This is a genomic window from Hyphobacterium sp. (genome assembly GCF_043584775.1).
In the GTDB taxonomy this organism is placed as follows: Bacteria; Pseudomonadota; Alphaproteobacteria; order Caulobacterales; family Maricaulaceae; genus Hyphobacterium.
In genome coordinates this window covers 1,511,859-1,530,245 of the sequence record NZ_CP121327.1, presented here as the reverse complement: position 1 = coordinate 1,530,245, position 18,387 = coordinate 1,511,859, and the positions used below count along the sequence as shown (strand labels likewise).

At 61.0% G+C, this 18,387-nt stretch carries 15 protein-coding genes; 7 read left to right on the top strand and 8 right to left on the bottom strand.

Annotated features, from left to right (window positions below; genetic code table 11):
* Window positions 1–23: 23 nt before the first annotated feature.
* Together P0D52_RS07520 and P0D52_RS07515 are read left to right on the top strand one after the other, a co-directional pair.
* On the top strand, window positions 24–2,192 hold the full coding sequence (locus tag P0D52_RS07520; RefSeq protein ID WP_394694776.1) for an RNA degradosome polyphosphate kinase: 2,169 nt from the start codon (window positions 24–26) through the stop codon (window positions 2,190–2,192).
* Complete coding sequence (locus P0D52_RS07515; protein ID WP_394692052.1) at window positions 2,189–3,706, top strand: Ppx/GppA family phosphatase; 1,518 nt, start codon at window positions 2,189–2,191, stop codon at window positions 3,704–3,706. Before P0D52_RS07520 ends, P0D52_RS07515 begins: the two co-directional genes overlap by 4 nt.
* On the opposite strand, the gene rnd is transcribed toward P0D52_RS07515, so the two are convergent.
* Genes rnd through P0D52_RS07495 form a run of 4 tightly spaced genes read right to left on the bottom strand, consistent with a single transcriptional unit; the run spans window position 3,703 to window position 7,574 of the window.
* The gene (gene rnd / locus P0D52_RS07510; RefSeq protein WP_394692051.1) at window positions 3,703–4,854 is read right to left on the bottom strand and encodes a ribonuclease D; all 1,152 of its coding nucleotides are present in this window, start codon (window positions 4,852–4,854) and stop codon (window positions 3,703–3,705) included. The genes P0D52_RS07515 and rnd overlap by 4 nt on opposite strands.
* Before the next feature lie 25 nt (window positions 4,855–4,879).
* Window positions 4,880–6,196: an MFS transporter gene (locus tag P0D52_RS07505; RefSeq protein WP_394692050.1), complete on the bottom strand. Its 1,317-nt coding sequence runs from the start codon at window positions 6,194–6,196 to the stop codon at window positions 4,880–4,882.
* The gene (locus tag P0D52_RS07500; RefSeq protein WP_394692049.1) at window positions 6,193–6,900 is read right to left on the bottom strand and encodes a lysophospholipid acyltransferase family protein; all 708 of its coding nucleotides are present in this window, start codon (window positions 6,898–6,900) and stop codon (window positions 6,193–6,195) included. The genes P0D52_RS07505 and P0D52_RS07500 overlap by 4 nt, the downstream gene beginning before the upstream one ends.
* An 11-nt stretch (window positions 6,901–6,911) precedes the next feature.
* Window positions 6,912–7,574: a TetR family transcriptional regulator gene (locus P0D52_RS07495; RefSeq protein WP_394692048.1), complete on the bottom strand. Its 663-nt coding sequence runs from the start codon at window positions 7,572–7,574 to the stop codon at window positions 6,912–6,914.
* 255 nt (window positions 7,575–7,829) lie between these two features.
* On the opposite strand from P0D52_RS07495, the gene P0D52_RS07490 reads away from it, so the two are divergent.
* Together P0D52_RS07490 and aspS are read left to right on the top strand one after the other, a co-directional pair.
* Window positions 7,830–8,474 carry a hypothetical protein gene (locus P0D52_RS07490; RefSeq protein ID WP_394692047.1) on the top strand — a complete coding sequence of 215 codons (645 nt, stop codon included), beginning with the start codon at window positions 7,830–7,832 and terminating at the stop codon, window positions 8,472–8,474.
* 150 nt (window positions 8,475–8,624) lie between these two features.
* The gene (gene aspS, locus P0D52_RS07485; protein ID WP_394692046.1) at window positions 8,625–10,424 is read left to right on the top strand and encodes an aspartate--tRNA ligase; all 1,800 of its coding nucleotides are present in this window, start codon (window positions 8,625–8,627) and stop codon (window positions 10,422–10,424) included.
* On the opposite strand, the gene P0D52_RS07480 is transcribed toward aspS, so the two are convergent.
* Both P0D52_RS07480 and P0D52_RS07475 read right to left on the bottom strand, forming a co-directional pair.
* Entirely contained in the window at window positions 10,425–11,792 is a 1,368-nt protein-coding gene (locus P0D52_RS07480) for a pentapeptide repeat-containing protein (protein WP_394692045.1), read from the bottom strand.
* Window positions 11,793–11,863: 71 nt separating this feature from the next.
* Window positions 11,864–12,349: a pentapeptide repeat-containing protein gene (locus tag P0D52_RS07475; RefSeq protein WP_394692044.1), complete on the bottom strand. Its 486-nt coding sequence runs from the start codon at window positions 12,347–12,349 to the stop codon at window positions 11,864–11,866.
* Between the two features lie 216 nt (window positions 12,350–12,565).
* Between P0D52_RS07475 and P0D52_RS07470 the strand changes: the two genes are divergently transcribed.
* The gene (locus tag P0D52_RS07470) at window positions 12,566–14,458 is read left to right on the top strand and encodes a hypothetical protein (RefSeq protein ID WP_394692043.1); all 1,893 of its coding nucleotides are present in this window, start codon (window positions 12,566–12,568) and stop codon (window positions 14,456–14,458) included.
* Here P0D52_RS07470 and P0D52_RS07465 read toward each other — a convergent pair.
* Entirely contained in the window at window positions 14,455–16,767 is a 2,313-nt protein-coding gene (locus tag P0D52_RS07465) for a hypothetical protein (RefSeq protein ID WP_394692042.1), read from the bottom strand. The two genes, P0D52_RS07470 and P0D52_RS07465, sit on opposite strands and share 4 nt — an antisense overlap.
* A gap of 149 nt (window positions 16,768–16,916) precedes the next feature.
* On the opposite strand from P0D52_RS07465, the gene P0D52_RS07460 reads away from it, so the two are divergent.
* Both P0D52_RS07460 and P0D52_RS07455 read left to right on the top strand, forming a co-directional pair.
* The gene (locus P0D52_RS07460) at window positions 16,917–17,321 is read left to right on the top strand and encodes an NADH:ubiquinone oxidoreductase subunit NDUFA12 (RefSeq protein WP_394692041.1); all 405 of its coding nucleotides are present in this window, start codon (window positions 16,917–16,919) and stop codon (window positions 17,319–17,321) included.
* A 47-nt stretch (window positions 17,322–17,368) separates the two neighbouring features.
* Window positions 17,369–17,770 (top strand): DUF2155 domain-containing protein, encoded by a 402-nt coding sequence (locus P0D52_RS07455; protein WP_394692040.1) that lies wholly within the window; start codon window positions 17,369–17,371, stop codon window positions 17,768–17,770.
* Here the strand turns inward: P0D52_RS07455 and aat are convergent.
* The gene (gene aat / locus P0D52_RS07450; RefSeq protein ID WP_394692039.1) at window positions 17,737–18,387 is read right to left on the bottom strand and encodes a leucyl/phenylalanyl-tRNA--protein transferase; all 651 of its coding nucleotides are present in this window, start codon (window positions 18,385–18,387) and stop codon (window positions 17,737–17,739) included. The two genes, P0D52_RS07455 and aat, sit on opposite strands and share 34 nt — an antisense overlap.

Here is an 18,387-nt window from a genome sequence, read left to right as displayed (position 1 = left end):
CCCGGCCCGAATCGAATGAAAGTATGATCATGGATGGCCAGCCGTCAGAATTGTCAGCATCGACCGACCGGTTCCTGAACCGTGAATTGTCGTGGCTGCAATTCAATACGCGGGTTCTTGAAGAGGCCGCCAACAAGGATCATCCGGTCCTGGAACGCCTGCGCTTTCTGTCGATTTCCGCCAGCAATCTGGACGAGTTCTACATGGTGCGAGTCGCCGGTTTGCGGGCGCAGGTCCGCAATGGCGTCAGCACACCATCCATAGATGGCCTGACCCCGGCCGAACAGCTCAAACGGATCAATCAGTTCGCGGGCGAATTGATGGACGAACAGCTGACCCGATGGCGCCAGCTGAAAAACGAACTGGGCCGCTCCGGCGTCAAATTGCTGGGCGAAACGGAAATCTCCAAGCAGGACAAGAACTGGCTGTCCGAGGATTTTCTCCAGCACATATTGCCGGTCATCACGCCGCTGGCCATTGATCCGGCGCACCCGTTTCCCTTTATCCCCAATCTCGGTTTTTCGCTGGTCCTGAAGCTGCGCCGTCAATCGGATCGCAAGCTGATGACGGCATTGGTGCCGATGCCCAACGGGGTGAAGCGTTTCATTGAATTGCCCGACCGCCGCGTCAACAAGGCGGGCAAGCCGATCAAGCGCTATGTGGCGCTGGAAACCGTGCTGACGCTCTTCCTCGACAATCTGTTTCCGGGACATGACCTGGAAGGGAAGGGCACTTTCCGGATCATTCGTGACAGCGACATCGAGATCGAGGAAGAAGCCGAGGATCTGGTTCGGGAGTTCGAGCAGCTTCTGAAAGAGCGCCGTCGCGGTCAGCTTGTCCGCTTGAAGCTCGATGCCGGCATGCCCGATGATCTCAAACGCTTCATTGCCGGGCATCTGAAGGCGGATAGCGCAGACACCATTGAGGTCGATGGCATTCTGGGCATGGCCCAGCTCTCCCAGTTGATCCCCGATGATCGCAATGATCTTGCTTTCGAGCCGTATGAGCCGCGCTTTCCCGAGCGTATCAAGGATCATGGCGGCGATTGCTTTGCGGCCATCCGGGCCAAGGATATTCTGGTTCACCACCCCTATGAGAGTTTCGACGTCGTTGTGCAGTTCCTGCGCCAGGCAGCCGCCGACCCCGACGTCGTGGCGATCAAGCAGACGCTTTACCGCACCTCCAAGAATTCGCCGATTGTCGCCGCCCTGATCGAGGCGGCCGAGAGCGGCAAGAACGTTACCGCATTGGTCGAGCTGAAAGCCCGCTTTGACGAGGAAGCCAATCTCAAATGGGCGCGCGATCTGGAACGCGCCGGCGTGCAGGTTGTCTATGGCTTTATCGAGTATAAAACCCACGCCAAGGTGAGCCTGGTGGTGCGCCGGGAAGCCGGGGAATTGCAGACCTATGCGCATTTCGGCACCGGAAATTACCACCCGATCACGGCCAAGGTGTACACCGACCTGTCGCTCTTCACGGCGGATCCGGCCTTTGGCCGCGATGCCGGGCGGATTTTCAACTACGTCACCGGCTATGCGCGCCCGGAAAATCTGGAGCGTCTGTCGATCTCTCCGATTGGTATGAAGGAATTCCTGCTCCGTCATATCGACCGCGAGATTGAAAATGCCCGCGCTGGCAAACCCTCCGGCATCTGGGCCAAGCTCAATTCCATCACCCATCCGGAAATCATTGATGCGCTCTACCGGGCCAGTCAGGCAGGCGTGCGGTGCGAACTCGTCGTTCGCGGTATTTGCTGCCTGCGTCCCGGCGTGGAAGGCCTGTCTGACAATATCCGGGTCAAGTCCATTGTCGGGCGCTTTCTGGAGCATTCGCGCATTGTCTGTTTTGCCAATGGCGCGGACATGCCCAGCCCGTCGGCAAAAGTCTTCATCTCATCGGCCGACTGGATGCCACGCAATCTTGATCGCCGGGTGGAAGTGCTGACGCCGATCCAGAATCCGACCGTCCATCGCCAGATTCTGGACCAGATCATGGTCGCCAATCTCAATGACGATGACCAGAGCTGGTATATGCAGGCCAATGGCGAATACGAGCGGGTCGATACCGGCGACCTCAACAAGCGGTTCTCGGCGCATGATTATTTCATGACCAATCCGAGCCTTTCAGGTCGCGGGCAGGCGTTGAAAAATGACCAGCCGCTGACCTTGCCCTATTCGGGTCCGCGTCTTTGACCCGACCCGGAACCATGCCCACCGGCGAGAATGCGGTCGAGCATGATCTCGCAGTCATCGATATCGGGTCCAACTCGGTCCGGCTGGTGCATTTTCGCGTGGAGGGACGGGCGCTCTGGCCGGTCTTCAACGAGAAGACCAGTGCAGGCCTTGGCAAGGGCGTTGGTGAGACCGGCAGGCTGAATCCCGAAGGCGTGGAATCCGCCTTGCGCACGCTGCGGCGCTTTTCCATCCTGCTCGATGCCAAGGGCGTCAGCGACCGTATTGTCCTTGCTACGGCTGCAGTGCGCGATGCGAAGGACGGTCCGAAATTCATCAAGCGGGCGAAAAAGGAAGCCGGGGTCGAGATCGGCGTTCTGTCAGGCGCAGAAGAAGCCCATCTGGCAGGCATGGGCGTGATCGCCGGCGCGCCGGACGCGACAGGGGCCGCCGCTGACCTTGGCGGGTCCAGCCTGGAGATCGTGCCGGTCTCACGCAAGACGCCGGGCGAGGGGATTACCCTGCCGCTGGGGCCTCTGGCAGCGCCCGATAATCTCATGACGGACCGCAAGGCGGCAAAGGCCTGGATCGACAAGATTCTCAAACCCGCCACGCCGGTACTGAAACAGTGTGGCGACACGCTCTATGCCGTGGGCGGGTCCTGGCGCGCGCTGGCGCATCTGGCCATTGCCGAAGCGGACTATCCCCTGCGCGTCATCCATCAATTCCAGCTCAGCCGGATGGCGGCGAGGGAGATTGCCGATCTCGCCTCCCGGCTCAGCGTGGTCTCGCTGACCGGCATTCCCGGCATTTCCGCCCGACGTGCGGCCATGCTGCCCTATGCCGGGCTGCTGCTGAAACGCCTGATGAAGAAGGGCAAGTTCAACCGCGTGGTCTTTTCCGCTTTCGGCGTCCGGGAGGGGGCGGTTTTCGATACGCTTCCCGAAGCCGTGCGCGACGTGGACCCGCTTCTGTCGGGCGCTGAGGCCGTCGCGCGTCCCGCCGCGCCCAGCCCCGGTTTTGGCCGGGCGATTGCCAGCTGGCTGGAGCCGGTCTTCGTCGAACGCGATACGGCGTTCGGCAATCGCAGCCCATTGATCCGCGCTGCGGCCGCACGTCTCTGCGATGTCGGGGCGCGCCATCACCCGGATCACCGCGCCGCACTGGCAGAGGAATTGGCCCTTTACGCGCCCTTCGCCGGCATCGCGCATGCCGAGCGGGCCTATATGGGGCTGGCATTGCACCATCGATATGATGGCAAGAAAGCCCCGGCGGATGACCGCGTCTTCCTGCATTTACTGGATGAGGAAACCCGCCAATGGGCGCTGGCCTATGGTTTGGGGCTTCGCTTCTCGGCGGCGCTGTCAGGACGCTCGGAAGCCTTGCTCAGCCGGTTCTCGCTATCCTGCGATAATCGCCATCTCATTCTCAGCGCGCCGGAGGCGGATGCCGATCTGGTGGTGGAGCGCGCCCGCTATCGTTTCGAGCAACTGGCCGAAGCGCTGGATCTGGAGCCGGTGGTCAAGAGCCTCTAGAGCCGCTTTCCGACAACCTTGCCGTTTTCCAGAACCAGTCCGATCTTGCCGTGCTTGAGGGCGAGAGCGGCTTCACCAAACACCTCCCGCCGCCAGCCCCTGAGGGCGGGCACATCGGCAGTATCACTGGTGGCAATGGCTTCAAGGTCTGCGACATTGGCGATCAGGCGCGACGCGACATCGGCCTCTTCGGCGACCAGTTTCAGCAGGACTTTCAGCAATTCCACGATGGCGCTGGCACCTTCCGGCCGCCGCGGCGGTGGCGGAACATCCGGCGCATAGGCCTTGGGATCGGCCAGGGCCGGGGCCATCTTTTCAATCAGGCGCTGGGCCGGGGCCGACCGCTCGAAGCCGCGCGGCAAGGCGCGCATGCCCGCCAGATCTTCCGGCTTGGTCGGGGCCGCATGGGCAATTTCATAGAGGCCTTCATCCTTGACGATGCGCTGGCGCGGAATGTCGCGGGTTTGCGCCTCTTCCTCGCGCCAGGCCGCCGCCGCTTTCAGACCGGCCAGCCATTTCGGGCTGTTCTTGCGGACCTTCAGGCGTTGCCAGGCGTTTTCGGGATGCTGTGCATAGGTATCCGGATTGGTCAGGATCGCCATTTCCTCGGCCACCCAGCTGATCCGTCCGGCCTTTTCCAGCCGGTCGCGCAGAATGGGATACATGTCGCGCAAATGCGTGACATCGGCGAGGGCATAGCCCGATTGCGCCGGGGTCAGCGGTCGGCGCGCCCAGTCGGTAAAGCGCGAACCCTTGTCGATGGGATGCTTCAGCAGCGCCATGACCAGCTTGTCATAGGCAATCGAGTCGCCCAGTCCGAGCGCCATGGCGGCAACCTGGCTGTCGAATATCGGCGCCGGGATCAGCCCGTCAGCCAAATGGTAGAAGATTTCCAGATCCTGCCGCGGCGCATGGAAAACCTTCATGATCCGGTCGTCCGCCAGCACGTCGTAGAAGGGCTCCAGATCAATCCCCTCGGCGAGGGGGTCGATCAGCACTTCGGTGTCGTCGCCCGCCGCCTGTATCAGGCACAGCTGCGGCCAGAACGTGCTCTCGCGTATGAATTCGGTGTCCACCGCAATGAAGTCACATTGCACCAGCGCGTCGCACGCGGCCTCGAGGTCTTTTGTCGTTGTAATCAGTTTCATCGAGACCGCGTTTAAACGCCTTCGCTCAACTTGGCGAGGGGGAGGTGCCGCGAAGTTTCAGCATCCGGATGAATGCCACAATCGCGACAATCAGGCTGATGCCTGCAATGTAAAGAAAGGCGGATTGCAATGGCAGGCCCAGCAAGGCCAGCGCGGCAAGCGTAAACTGTCCGAGTGTCGCCGTTGCTGCATTGATCAGGCCGCCCGCCGCCAATAGGCGTCCACGCATTTCGGCCGGCGCCCGTCTCTGCGCCATGGCTTGAAGCGGAACAACAAATAACCCGGCGGACACAGCGGCCAGCACGAGATCTATCAGCAAACGTCGATTGGCCGGGTCGCTGACAAATTCCATTCCGGGAATGAGAGCGGCATCCGCGGGAATTGGAGGGTGATTCCAGGTGATCAACGCGACATCCAGATTGAACACAACCAGACCAATTGCGCCCGCGACCGAGAACGGCAATGCATCGCCTTTACCTGCCAGCGCGCCGCAAAGGATCGCGCCGGTGGCCGCACCAAAAGTGAAGAGTGCGCTGAACAACAAGACCGCCGTCTCGTCCGTGCCAAGAACGGACCGGGCAAAGTTAGGAATGAGCGTAACCACCGAGGCGGCCAGCATCCAGAACCATGCCGCGCCCAGCAAAGGCCGCAAGACCTCCGGATGGCCAATGGTCGACCGCAAGACCCGGACAATTTCCCAGACGAAGTTGAAGGTCAGCGGCATTTCCGGATTGCTCGCCGGGGCGGGTGGTAATTGACGAATGGCCAGCCAGCCGAGAATGGCCATACCAACCAGTCCGCCGCCGACGATTTCGGGGCCAAATTTCCGGGTGATCATCACGGTACCAAAGCCGATCCCGATCAGGACCGAAATGTTCAGCATGCCGGAAATCATCGCATTGCCGGGCACGAGCTCGTGGGGTTCCAGCAGCGTGGGCAGGGCTGAATTCTTGGCCGGCGCAAAGAAAGCCGACTGAACACCCATGAAGAACAAGGTGATGATCAACAAGAGAGGTTCGCGTAGCACAAAGCCGGCGGCAGCAATCAGCATCAGCCAGATTTCGGCAAACTTTGCGAAGCGCATCATTTTCGTGCGGTCGAACTTGTCAGCAACCCGCCCGGCAATCGCCGAAAACAGGAAGATCGGCAGGGTGAAGGCCGAGGCTGCAATAGGGACCAGTAGGTCGGCATCCAGCCCGAACAGGCTGACGCTCTGGAAAGTGACGATGGTCACCAGCGCATAACGAAAGAAATTGTCATTGAAAGCTCCGAGCGATTGGGCGACGAGCATCGGCCAGTAACGGCGCTGACCGATAAGGGATGCTGCGATCTTGGCGCTCATGACTGAGCCTCCTCTTCGAGTTGGCGCGAGCGCGCTTCAACTGTGGTTTCCAGCGTGGCCATGAATGAGGCCCCGTCAAGTTTGGGTGAAATCGGCTCCATGAATTCGATGATGGCCGTGCCGGGTTTCTTCTCCCACTCCTGCTGCGCCCAGAAGCACCCCAGATTGGTGGCCACGGGTACCACCGGCCGCTCAAGGCTGGTTGCCAGGCGATAGACACCCTTGCGATAGGGTTTTCCGGTACCAACGGGCGTCAGATGTCCTTCCGGATAGATCAGGATGGGGCGGGTTTCGCCTTGTGAGCGCGTGATACCGTCATTCAGGGAGTCGAGCGCTTTGCGGCCGCCCTGATTGTTGACCACGATGGCCCCGGCGCGTTTCAGCACCCAGCCGATCAGCGGGAATTTCAGCATGTGGTCGCCGACCACGAAATTCACATTGCCGGTCTTGGCGATCATCACAATGCCATCGCCCCAGGACTGGTGCTTGGCGGCAATGATGACGGCTTTGTTCTTCGGCCGCTGGCCGCGCACCTCGACCCGGATACCGCAAATGACGCGCATCATCAGGACGACGAGGCGGCAATAGGAGCGCACGCCGTGCATCAGGAAGAATTTCCCGGGGATCAGGGCCAGAAAGGCGCACAGCACGCCATAGAATCCGGAGACCGTCCAGTAGAGGGTGTTGAAGATGGTCGAGCGCATGGGAGGTCTCCTTATGCGGTCTTCAGAACGGCCATGACGCCGTCGGTGAATGTATCGATGAGATCGGTGAGGGGCGTAGTAATCCGGCCATAGAGGCGGTATTCCGCCGCCTGCATGACGACGCCGAGCGCCATCGCCGATTTCAGTTCCGGATCGCCCTTGGGTATATCACCCGCGCCCATGGCCGCTTCGATCCGGCGTGCCATGAGGGTGGAGGGATCGGCGCCGCCATCGCCCGCGCGCGCCAGCACGGTGTTGCGGGCGGTAAGGTGATAGGCGAAGGCGGCCGGGTCCTTTTCCGCCAGTTCGCAATAGGCGGTGACAACAGCGCGAACCGTGGCTTCCAGACCGTCATAGGGCGCGACCTTTTCCTTCAGCATGCCCAGAAGATTGGCGTGAATGGCCTGAAACAGCGTGTGGGCCAGCGATTCCTTGCTGTCGAAATGGCGATACATGGCGCCATCTGAAATCTCGCACGCCTTGGCGATCTCCTTGATCGAGACCCCGTCCACGCCCTGGGCGGCAAACAGTTTCAGCGCGGCGCGTTCGATTCGCGCCTTGGTCGAGCCCGGCTTTCCAGTGATGCCGACGCCGTCCGGACCGCGCTCCAGCAGGGTTTTGTCGAGATAGGTTTCCATCGTTTTCGTCTCCAGAATGAGTATGTAATCGTTCATTCACATTCTGGATAATCCAGAGCAATTCGAATTGCAAGTGAATAATCACTTACAGCATAAAATTTCCAGTCCGGGACTCTTGGGACGGGGGAAGTTGTCGGCGGGACAAGAGATTCAGCAGATCGATATCCGCGCGGAGAAGCGGCGGTATTTTCGTCAGGTGCGATTTGAGTTGCCCGCAGGTCAGGCCTCGGGCAACATTGCGTGTATCGGGGCGTGTCGCCTGATGATTTTCAGAAATTTGCGGAGCCTCGAATGTTTTTCACCCTGCCGGTACGAACGACCCTGATGTCCCTGTCGGCGATGGCGTCCATCGCTATCGCGTCGCCACTTGAGGCTCAGGACATCACGATAATGGCAGCGCCCGAGGTTTCAGCCCTGATGGCAGCCTGCACGCCCATCGACGCACAAGGGCCGGCCATTCGCGATCACATGATGGAGCGCGGATGGATGCCGGTACCTGTCGAAGACCGGGACGCCATTATCCCCGCTTTTGGAGCGGCGCTATTCTGGTCCTTCATGCCGAATCTTCCGCCCGATGCGCGGGACGATAATTTTGATCGTCTGGTGGCTGGCGTGACTGGCGCGGCCAGTTCGGAAAATGCCAGCTTCCTGTCCCATAACGGTGAGTACGTGCTGCTTTTGTGGAACGGTGACAGCCTCTCATGTATCTGGGCCGGACCTCAGACCGACGCGATCGGTACGCTAGCGGTGCAACTGGGCGGGTTTCCGGAGAGCGACGGCGTCGCCACTGCCGGTATCCAACAGCGCGTCGAGGCGGGTGGGCGCGAATGGGCGCGCGGCATGTCCGTCGGGCGCACGCCAGTGGACGATTTGCCGGCAGCCGTGGCCGGAAGCACGATCACCGATTCCGCCCGGCTCGACAGGTCACCGCTCTGACGCGCCGCACGCTGATTCCATTTTCGGACCTGTTCCCGTCTTACGCGCACTTGGACCGGCCCGAAACACACCCCAATTCTTGACAACAGGCGGGCTTCTCCGCCATGTCGCGCCGATCAAATTCACGCGCTTTCCGGAACGGATTTCACCATGCACGCTTACCGCTCGCACACTTGCGCCCAGCTTCGCGCCAGCGACGTTGATACCACCGCCCGGATTTCCGGCTGGATCCATCGCAAACGCGATCATGGCGGTCTGCTCTTCATCGATCTGCGAGACCATTACGGCCTGACCCAGTGCGTGCTGGAGCCGGAAAGCCCGCATTTTGAGCTGCTCGAGCGCGCGCGCGTCGAAAGCGTCATCACCATTACCGGTAAGGTGGTGGCGCGGTCTGCCGAGGCGATCAATCCGAACCTGCCGACCGGCGAAGTCGAATTGCGGGTTGAGGACGTTGCCGTCCAGTCCGCGGCCGAAGAATTGCCCATGCCCGTCTTTGGTGAGCCGGAATGGGCCGAGGAGGTGCGCCTGAAATACCGCTTCCTCGATCTGCGCCGCGAAACGCTGCACTCCAACATCATGAGCCGCGTGGCGATCATTCGCGCCATGCGCGACAAGATGGCGGCAGCCGGCTTCTTCGAGTTTGCCACGCCGATCCTGACGGCCTCCTCCCCGGAAGGCGCGCGCGACTTCCTTGTGCCGAGCCGCATCCATCCTGGTGAGTTTTACGCGCTGCCGCAGGCCCCGCAGCAATACAAGCAATTGCTGATGGTCTCCGGCTTTGATCGCTATTTCCAGATTGCGCCGTGCTTCCGCGATGAAGACCCGCGCGCCGACCGCCTGCCGGGTGAATTCTATCAGCTCGATGTCGAGATGAGCTTTGTCGAGGAAGAGGACGTCTTCACGACCATGGAGCCGGTCATCCGCTCTGTCTTCGAGGACTTTGCCGAGGGCAAGCCGGTCACGGCTGAATTCCCGCGTATTCCCTACGATGTCGCCATGGCCAAATATGGCAGCGACAAGCCGGATCTGCGCAACCCGATCGAGATGCAGAATGTCACCGAACATTTTGCAGGTTCCGGCTTCAAGATTTTCGCCGGCATGATCGAGAAAAACCCGAAAGTGGAAGTCTGGGCGATCCCGGGACCGTCGGGCGGCTCCCGCGCGTTCTGCGACCGGATGAATTCCTGGGCGCAGAAGGAAGGCCAGCCGGGGCTGGGCTATATCTTCTTCCGTGACGGTGAGGGCGCTGGTCCGGTTGCCAAGAATATCGGGGAAGAGCGCACGGCTGCGATCCGCAACCAGCTGGGGCTGGAGGATGGCGATGCCGTCTTCTTCGTGGCCGGCGTTCCAAAAGACTTTGTCAGCTTTGCCGGCAAGGCGCGCGATCGCGTCGGGTCAGAGCTCAACCTGATTGATGAAGACCGGTTTGCGCTGTGCTGGATTGTCGATTTCCCGATGTATGAGTGGGATGAAGAAAACAAGAAGGTTGAATTTTCTCACAATCCATTCTCCATGCCCAAGGGCGGCATGGCGGCTCTGGAAGCTGCCGAAGCCGAAGGCACGGACGCGCTTCTGGCGCTGAAGGCCCAGCAATACGATCTGGTCTGCAACGGATTTGAAATCGCGTCCGGCTCGATCCGGAATCATATTCCGGAAACGATGATCAAGGCTTTCGGCATTACCGGCCTGGGTCCGGATGTGGTGAAGGAACGCTTTGGCGCGCTATATCGGGCGTTCAAGTATGGCGCACCGCCCCACGGCGGCATGGCAGCTGGCGTCGACCGGATTGTCATGTTGCTCGTCGGCGCGAAGAATCTGCGCGAAGTCTGCGTCTTCCCGATGAACCAGCAGGCCGCCGATTTGTTGATGAATGCGCCCGCCAAGGCCGATCCGCAACAACTGAAGGATCTCAGCCTGCGCGTCGTCGTTCAGGAACCGAAAAAGAGCTGATCAGTCCTCGTCTGCGACCTGCGGCAGCGTGCCGGGGCCTTTCGGTCCCAGCGGGTCGGCGGACGATTCCGGCGGCTCAGGTGGGGTCGGCGGTGCGGGCATTTCAAATACCCAGCGATACCGGCCATTCAGCTGATAGCGATTGCCGTCCACGATAACGGAGCCGCTCGTCGCATTGCCTGAGCCAATATCGGCATCCTCGCGATAGACCAGACGCTCGCCGGAATTGCGCACAAGCCGCAGCAGGTCCGGATTATTGCGTAATTGTTCGATCACGATGGCGCGCTGTTGCTGGAGTTCTTCCTCGGCCGCTTCGACTTCTTCCATGCGCCGTTCGGCTTCCTGCAGCATCTCTTCACGGATATCGGCATCCATGTGACGTGAGGCGGCCTGCGCTTCGGCAACCGCTCTGCGGGTGATTTCCAGCGCTTCGCGGGCGGATTCGAATTCGGCAACGGCCCGGGCCTGTTCTTCGCGGATCAGTTCCAGCCGGATGACGCCATCGCCGCGCGGTGCGGCGGGGCTTGCCTCGCTGATCCGCCGTTGTGAAATGGTGAAAGTCACCGTCTGGGGCCGCTCGCCGGATGTGGTTGAACTCACGGGGAATTCGGAACAGTCAGACAATTCCAGACCTTCGGGCAGACGGCTTTCGGCATCTCGGCAGGCGTCCTGCACGGCCTCCGGCGTCAGTCCCCGGACATCAAGCAGAATGGCACCGGCCAGCCGCGCACCATTCAGATTCGCCCCTTCGAAATTCGCTTCGGTCAAGTGTGCGCCCGACAGGTCGGCGCCGCGCATGTCCGCGCCGACAAAAAACACGTTCTGGCCGCGTGAATTGCGCAGAATGGCACCCGGCAATCGCGCATCGGTAAAGTTGGTCTCGTCCAGAATGGCGGCATCAAACCGGGCATTGAACAGCCGCGCCGAGCTGAAATCGACGCGACTGAGATCGGTTTCCACAAAGCTCGCCAGAATCATCAGGGAATGGTTCAGGTCCGCATCGGCCATGTCCGACGCGTCAAAGTGGACCCGCTCACCTCGCGCTTGGGAGAAATCCGCGCCCTGCAGGGAAGAGCCGTGAAAAATCACGCCGGACAATCGGGAGCGGTTGAAATGCGCTTCGTTCAGCTGTGATCCCATGAAGCGGGTTTCAATAATGGCGGACTGGCTGAGATTCGCGCCATCAAAATTGGCGTCAATAAACACGGCGCCCAGGATTTCCGCGCCATACAGATTTTCCCGCGCCAGCTCGCAGCTGCGGCACTCGCCTGAAATCGTGATGGTCCTGTGCGGATGATCGTCGCCTGCAAAGGCAGAGCCCGCCAGAAGGCCAAACAAAGCCAGAAGGGAGAAGGTAAATATTTTCACGGAACAAGGAATTAGAGCAATTCCAGAAAAAATTCGACTTAAATCGCTGTAAGTCGCCCGTTACCTGATCGTTAGCAAACCGGAATGCGCAAACCGGCCGGAAGCCGGGTTTCCTGATCGCCACATGCTGTGTCCAGCTGTGCCTGTGTCAGGCCCCGGACCCGTTCCATCTCAGCGCCGGACAAAATAGCACCGGTGAGGTCGGCTCCGGAAAAATCGGCACTGCCGAAATAGGCCCCGACCAGATTGGCATTCTGCAGATTGGTGTGCGCAAAACTCGCCCCTGTAAAGCGTCCGCCAAACAGGTCGGCCACCGACAGGTCGGCGCGGCTGAAATTGGCACCATTCATGGTCGAAAGACTGAGATTGGCCTGACGCAGCCGCGAGCCCGACAGATTCACATTCGGCAGATCGCGATAGGCCAGATCGGCCTGAAACAGATTGCATCCCGCACAGGACGATCCGGCCTGAACCCGGGCAATTTCCCCCGCATTCTGGCTCATGGCGGGGGCGGTGAGCGCCATGATGGCGGCGGCGATAAGCGCGAGTCGTTTCATTCTGGATCGCTCCCTTCAGGATTCCCCTGATACGTGCAAGCCCGGTGCCGGACTCTCCTCCCGCATTATTACCGGAATTCGTTGAGTTAATTCTTAATCCGTGTCATTTCAGGGAATAGGGGGAATTCCATGGGTCAGCTATTGCGGGAATTGCAACGCCGGACTGTCGGCGGCGTCATGGCGTTTCGCAATTGCCCTGCGAGGGGCATGTAGCTCATGGGTCGATTGCTGCACGAATTGAGACGCCGGAATGTATACCGGTTCGCGGCCGGATATCTGGCCGTGGCGTGGGTGACTTTCGAAGTGGTGCAGGGCGTTGAAGGCGCTGCGGGTCTGCCAAGTTGGGCCGACAGTGTCGCCCTGATCCTTCTGGTCGCTGCATTTCCGGTCGTTTTGTTTGTCGCCTGGACCTTCGAACTGACGCCGGACGGCATCCGCGCCACGCGACCGCTGAATGCCGATGAAGCCGACGACCTGCCAGCCCCGCGTCCGATAGACTATGTGTTGATGGGCGGTATCGTCCTGTTTGCCGGCCTGCTGGCCTGGCAGCCGATCAGCCACACCATCCGCACCGGCGCTCCGCCGCTGGCGCGCAATGACAGCGAAGTGAATATCGTGACACCCGCCGAAGGTGCGGCAGGCCAGGCCAATGAGTTCGTGCCGCCCGAACCGGCAGAGCTTTCCGTGGCCGTCTTGCCTTTCCTGCCTTTCAGCGATGACCGCAATGACGCCTATTTCGCGGATGGATTGACCGAAGAAATCCTGAACTCTCTGGCGACCTTGCCGGATTTGCGCGTGACCTCCCGAACGTCCGCCTTCCAGTTTCGGGGGCGGGACTTGCCGTCTATCCCCGAGATCGCGGAAAGCCTCGGTGTAGCGCACGTCATGGAAGGCTCGGTCCGCCGGTCCGGCGACGATGTCCGCATCACGGTCCAGCTGATCCGGGCCGCCGACGACACGCATCTGTGGTCGCAGACCTATGACCGGACCATGGAAGATGTTTTCGAGATACAGGAAGACATTGCCGAGAATGTTGCCGCTGTCCTGGACGTCGTGCTCAGCGAGGAAAATCGCCGTCAGATGCGCAATTCCGGCACCCGCAATATCGACGCCTTCATCGCCTTTCAACAGGGCCAGGCGCTTTGGAACCGCGCGCATGAAGAGGATGACACCAATCGCTTTCTTGAGCAGGCGGATGCCCACTTTACCCGTGCAACCGAACTCGCCCCGGATTTCTCCGAAGCCTATCTTTTACAAAGCGACTGGTATGCTCACCTGCTGAGCGATGGCACGCTCGCAGATGACGAAGCGGCGCGCGAACAGGCCCGGATTCGTCAGACCGAATTGCTGCAACTCGCCTATGACACCGCCTCCAGCGACACGCGGAGGGCCATTGCATCCGTCAACGATACTCTATTCGCGGAAGACTGGACCTTCGCCCGGCAATCGCTCGAGCTGGCGATTACGTCGGATATGTGCGCGCATGACAACTGGACTCAGGATTTCGCCTATCTGTACAGCAATCTGGACCAGCGTCTGGCCTATGCTGACCGTCTGGTCGCCTGCGATCCGCTGAACCCCTTAACCCGCCTCTACTATGGCAATACGCTTCTGGTGCGCGGTGACTTCAATGCCGCCCGCGAGTGGGCAGAAGACCTGAGAGAGCGGGGCATGGAATACGAGGCGGAAGTCATCGGATTTGATGCGCTTCTGGGTCTTGGCCTGCTGGATGAGGCCGAGGCCCAGCTGCAGCCGCACTGGGAATGGGAATCGCTTCGTCTGGCGGCCCGTCGCGGTGGCGACATCGCCCGGGAGGCGCTGACGCCTTTCCTGAGCGAGGATGCCGACTGGTTCAATCTCATCCTGCTGGCCTGGATGGGCGATACCGAGGCTGCCAACGCGGTCGCCGCAGAAATCGACGCCCGGCCCTATGGCTATCTTGATCTGATAACGGCGATTGATTCCTGCCGTTGCGGCGCGCCATTTGACCGCGATGCCGTGCCGGATTTCTCCCGCCGTCTGGCGCAGGCCGGTTTCGAATGGCCGCCCGAGGGCGATCTGGGCTTCCCGCGCGTCCCGTTCGGACCGGTCGAAGTGATCGAGAACTAGCCGGCGCTTCCGCTTTTCTTGACCCAACCGCAGGCCTGACAATCCAGCGTCCCGTCATTCAGGCGCGCCACGGTGAAATGCCCGCATTCGGGGCAGGGGTCGCCATCATAACTGTCGGGCGGCAGGATGTCGGCAGTTGCGGGCGTTTCGGCCTCTCTTTCGTCCGCCTTGGCCTTGCGCATGTCGGCTGTCAGCATGACGACATTGTCGGGCAGCTGCCCGCGGGAGAAGCCCTTGGAGATATAGCGCAGCGCATCTTCCTGAACGACTTTCTCCTTCGCCACGCCGCGGCCAATTCCGCCCGTCAGATCCGGCTGCACCTCGGCCAGATCATTGCGTCCCAGATAGGACACAGCCAGTTCGCGGAAGAGGTAATCCAGGATGGAGGTCGCATGGCGGATGGAGTCATTGCCTTCCACCTCGCCGGCCGGTTCGAAGCGGGTGAAGACAAAGGCATCGACGAATTCTTCCAGCGGCACGCCATATTGCAGGGCGATGGAAATCGCGATGGCGAAATTGTTCATCAGCGAGCGGAAGGCCGCGCCTTCCTTGTGCATGTCGATGAAGATTTCGCCCAGCTCGCCACTGTCGAACTCGCCGGTGTGCAGATAGACTTTGTGACCGCCAACCGTCGCCTTCTGGATATAGCCCTTGCGGCGATCGGGCATTTTGCGGCGATTGACCGGCTTTTCGACTATCTTCTCGACGATCTTTTCGACAATCCGTTCCTCGCCCGGCTCCAGATCCTCGTCGATCTCGTCCAGAATACCGGCAAGCCCGGAGCCCTGACGGTCAATCTTCAGGCTGGAAAGCCCGGCCTTGCCGGCCTGGCGCATCAGGCGGGCGACCTGATCCGGTCCGGCATCGGCCGGAAGCGTCACAATCGCAGGCGCCGGGCCATTGATGTCCGCCTCCAGAGCAGACGCAAGCGCGATCACCGCATCGGGGGCGGGGCGCGCAAAAGCGGTCATGGCGCCCTTGTCCGTCAGGCCGAGGCCAAGGGTTTTGAGGCCGGCAATCACGCACGGGCGCATCTCCCGGCCGGATACCGTCTGCACCAGCACGTCGTTGAGGGGCGCGAGCCCGCGCGAATCCGCCTCCATCAGGCGCGCGATAACGCCCTCCGGCTCGATGGCGGCAATGGTCACCCGCTCGCCAGCTGCGGTCATGGCGGCCTGTGCGATCTCGGTGGCAAGGCTGCGCGCCTCATCGCTGTCATAGGGCAGGCCCAGCTGCGCAAACAGCGCCGCAAACCCGGTCAGCGAGATGGTACCGGCGGGGGCCGTTTTCTTCGCGCCTTTGCGCAGCGCATCAGCCCAGAGCGAGACGGTCTTGCCGATCGCCTTCGTGTCTGCGCCAAAGAGCGGCAGATTGAGATAAAGCACCGGGCCGGGTGCCGGGCGTTCCTCTGCAAAGCGGAAGTCCGGTGCGCCAAAGCTCCATACCGATTGGGCGATCTGATGCCACCAGTCACGCGCGCCGGCCTCCTTACCATCATGGAAGGTCCAGACGGCATCATCAGCCTCGGCGTCGAGTAGGCTTGCGGGAATCTGCAGCACCGGGGCAGGCGGCGTAACCGATGGCACAAATCCGAGATCCGGCTCGTCAAACTCGCCCTGACGCGCCAGAGCGAGCGCATGCTCGATGGCCTCATCAGGGGCGCCGTCGCGTCTGGCGGCCTGCAGAGCGCGCTTCAGCGCCGGATTTTGCGCCGGATCAAGACAGTCCTCGGCCTCACCGGCGCACTGTGCGACAGCATGACCAATCGCCATCAGCCGGTCACGCAGAACCCGCGCGCCAACATCGCTGACCGCCGCCTTGAGGCGGGCATTGCTGATATCCTGTGGCAGAGACCGGGCTTCGCCGCTATCGGCAGCCACCGGCAAGATATACTCGCATGCGTCCAGCGCCGGAATGGCATCGCCATAGGCGATATCAATGCCTGCATGCCGGATGAGTTCAGAGGCGGGCAGTATGCGGCGCGCCAGAAGATCCGATTTGAGGGCGGCGTGGATGGCCGCGTCTTTCGTCGGTGCGGCAAAATGCACGGCAATCCGGTCAAAAACCGTCTCGGCATCGCGTTCCGGGGCGCGGTCGGTGCCGACAGGGCTGCGCTTGCGCAAGACGTCAGGGCCCTTTGTGCCGGGCTTCATCCGGGTTTCGACAGGCCGGGCAATGGTGCAGAGCTCTGCCAGAGCAGCGGCCGCGCTGACATTCCAGTCCTCCGGCGCCCGCAGGGCATCACCCGTCCCGCCATCCGGGTCTGCAATGTCAAATGTTGAAAAAACCGGTGTCTTTGCCTTGGCCATGGCCGCCCCGCCGCATCAAGAGAATCAGTTACATCAGCTGGAAGCATACGCGCCGGAAGGGAACTGCCCAATGGACACACAGCGCACTGGACCTATCGGGTGTGGATAGGCATATTCCGGCCCGACTCTGACCCTTGAAGGATCGCGGGATGCTCGGCTTTATCGGAAAAATTTTCGCCTGGTGGGATGATGCCACGCCCGGCACCTATCTGACGCTGTTTGCAAAAGGCGCCACGAAGGTGGGCGAGGACGAGTTCGGCAACAAGTATTTCGAGGAAAAGAAGGCGACCGGTTCAGACGGCCGCATCCGCCGCTATGTGGTTTACAACGGTTATGCCGATGCCAGCCGCGTTCCAATGGCCTGGCATGGCTGGCTGCATCACACCTATGAAGATGCGCCGACCGGCGATGAGGCCGCCTATGCCTGGGAAAAAGGCCACGAGCCGAACCTGACCGGCACACTGCATGCCTACAAGCCGGCCGGAGCGCTGTCGCGCGGCGGCAAGCGGCAGGCCAATAGCGCTGATTATGAAAGCTGGTCGCCTGAGGGGTGAGCCGGCTCGACGTGGACGCCGCTTCGCGGCATCATGATGGAATGTCTGTGATCAAACGTCTTCTCCTTTGTGTCCTTCTTGCCCTGCCGCTGGCCTCTGCGGGGGCGCAACAGAACAATCAGCGCTCCAGCCTGCCGGGAAGTGTTCTGGTGATGCGCGGTCTCGACAAGGTCACGGCGCGGACCGTTGATTTCGAAATCCCGATTGGCCAGGAATACCAGTTCGGGTCCCTGACGATCCTGCCGCGCTATTGCCGGGAACGTCCGCCGGAAGAAACGCCGGAAATTTTTGTTTTCGTCGAGATTTTCGAACGCCGCGCCGAAGATGGCAGCCTGTCGGATGACGAAAGACAGCGCATTTTCTCCGGATGGATGTTCGCGTCCAACCCGGCGCTCAATCCGCTCGAACATCCGGTCTACGACGTCTGGCCGATTGACTGCAGGGCATAATCGCCGCTGGCACCTTCCGGCATTCTGAAAAAATCAGCCTCCTGCGACACCGCCTCTGCGAGGCGTTCGCGATAGATTTCGGCGGGCACTTCTTCTGTGCCGAACTGGCTGAGATGATCGGTCATGAATTGGGCATCCAGCAGTTTGAAGCCGCCGGTCTTCAGCCGCGCGATCAGGTGCACAAGCGCAACCTTCGAGGCATCCGTCATATGGGAAAACATGCTTTCACCGAAAAAGGCCGCCCCGAGTGATACGCCATAAAGCCCGCCGGCCAAACGGCCCTCTATTCGGCATTCCACCGAATGAGCATGACCCATCTTGTGAAGCTCGGAATAGAGCCAACGAATGGGGCCGTTGATCCAGGTCTGCCGGCGATCCGGAGCGGGCGCAGCGCAGGCGGCCACGACCGCGTCGAAGTCCTGATTGATCGTGATGGCGAACTTGTCCTGCCGGACGGTGCGCCGTAGCCGCCGGGGCAGATGAAATCCGTCCAGCGGGATATTGGCGCGTTCCGGCGGCTCGATCAGATAGAGGCGCGGGTCGTCGGCGGAATCTGCCATCGGAAACACGCCCGTACGGTAGCAGTCGAGTAATTCGCCCGGTCCGAAGCCCGGCAT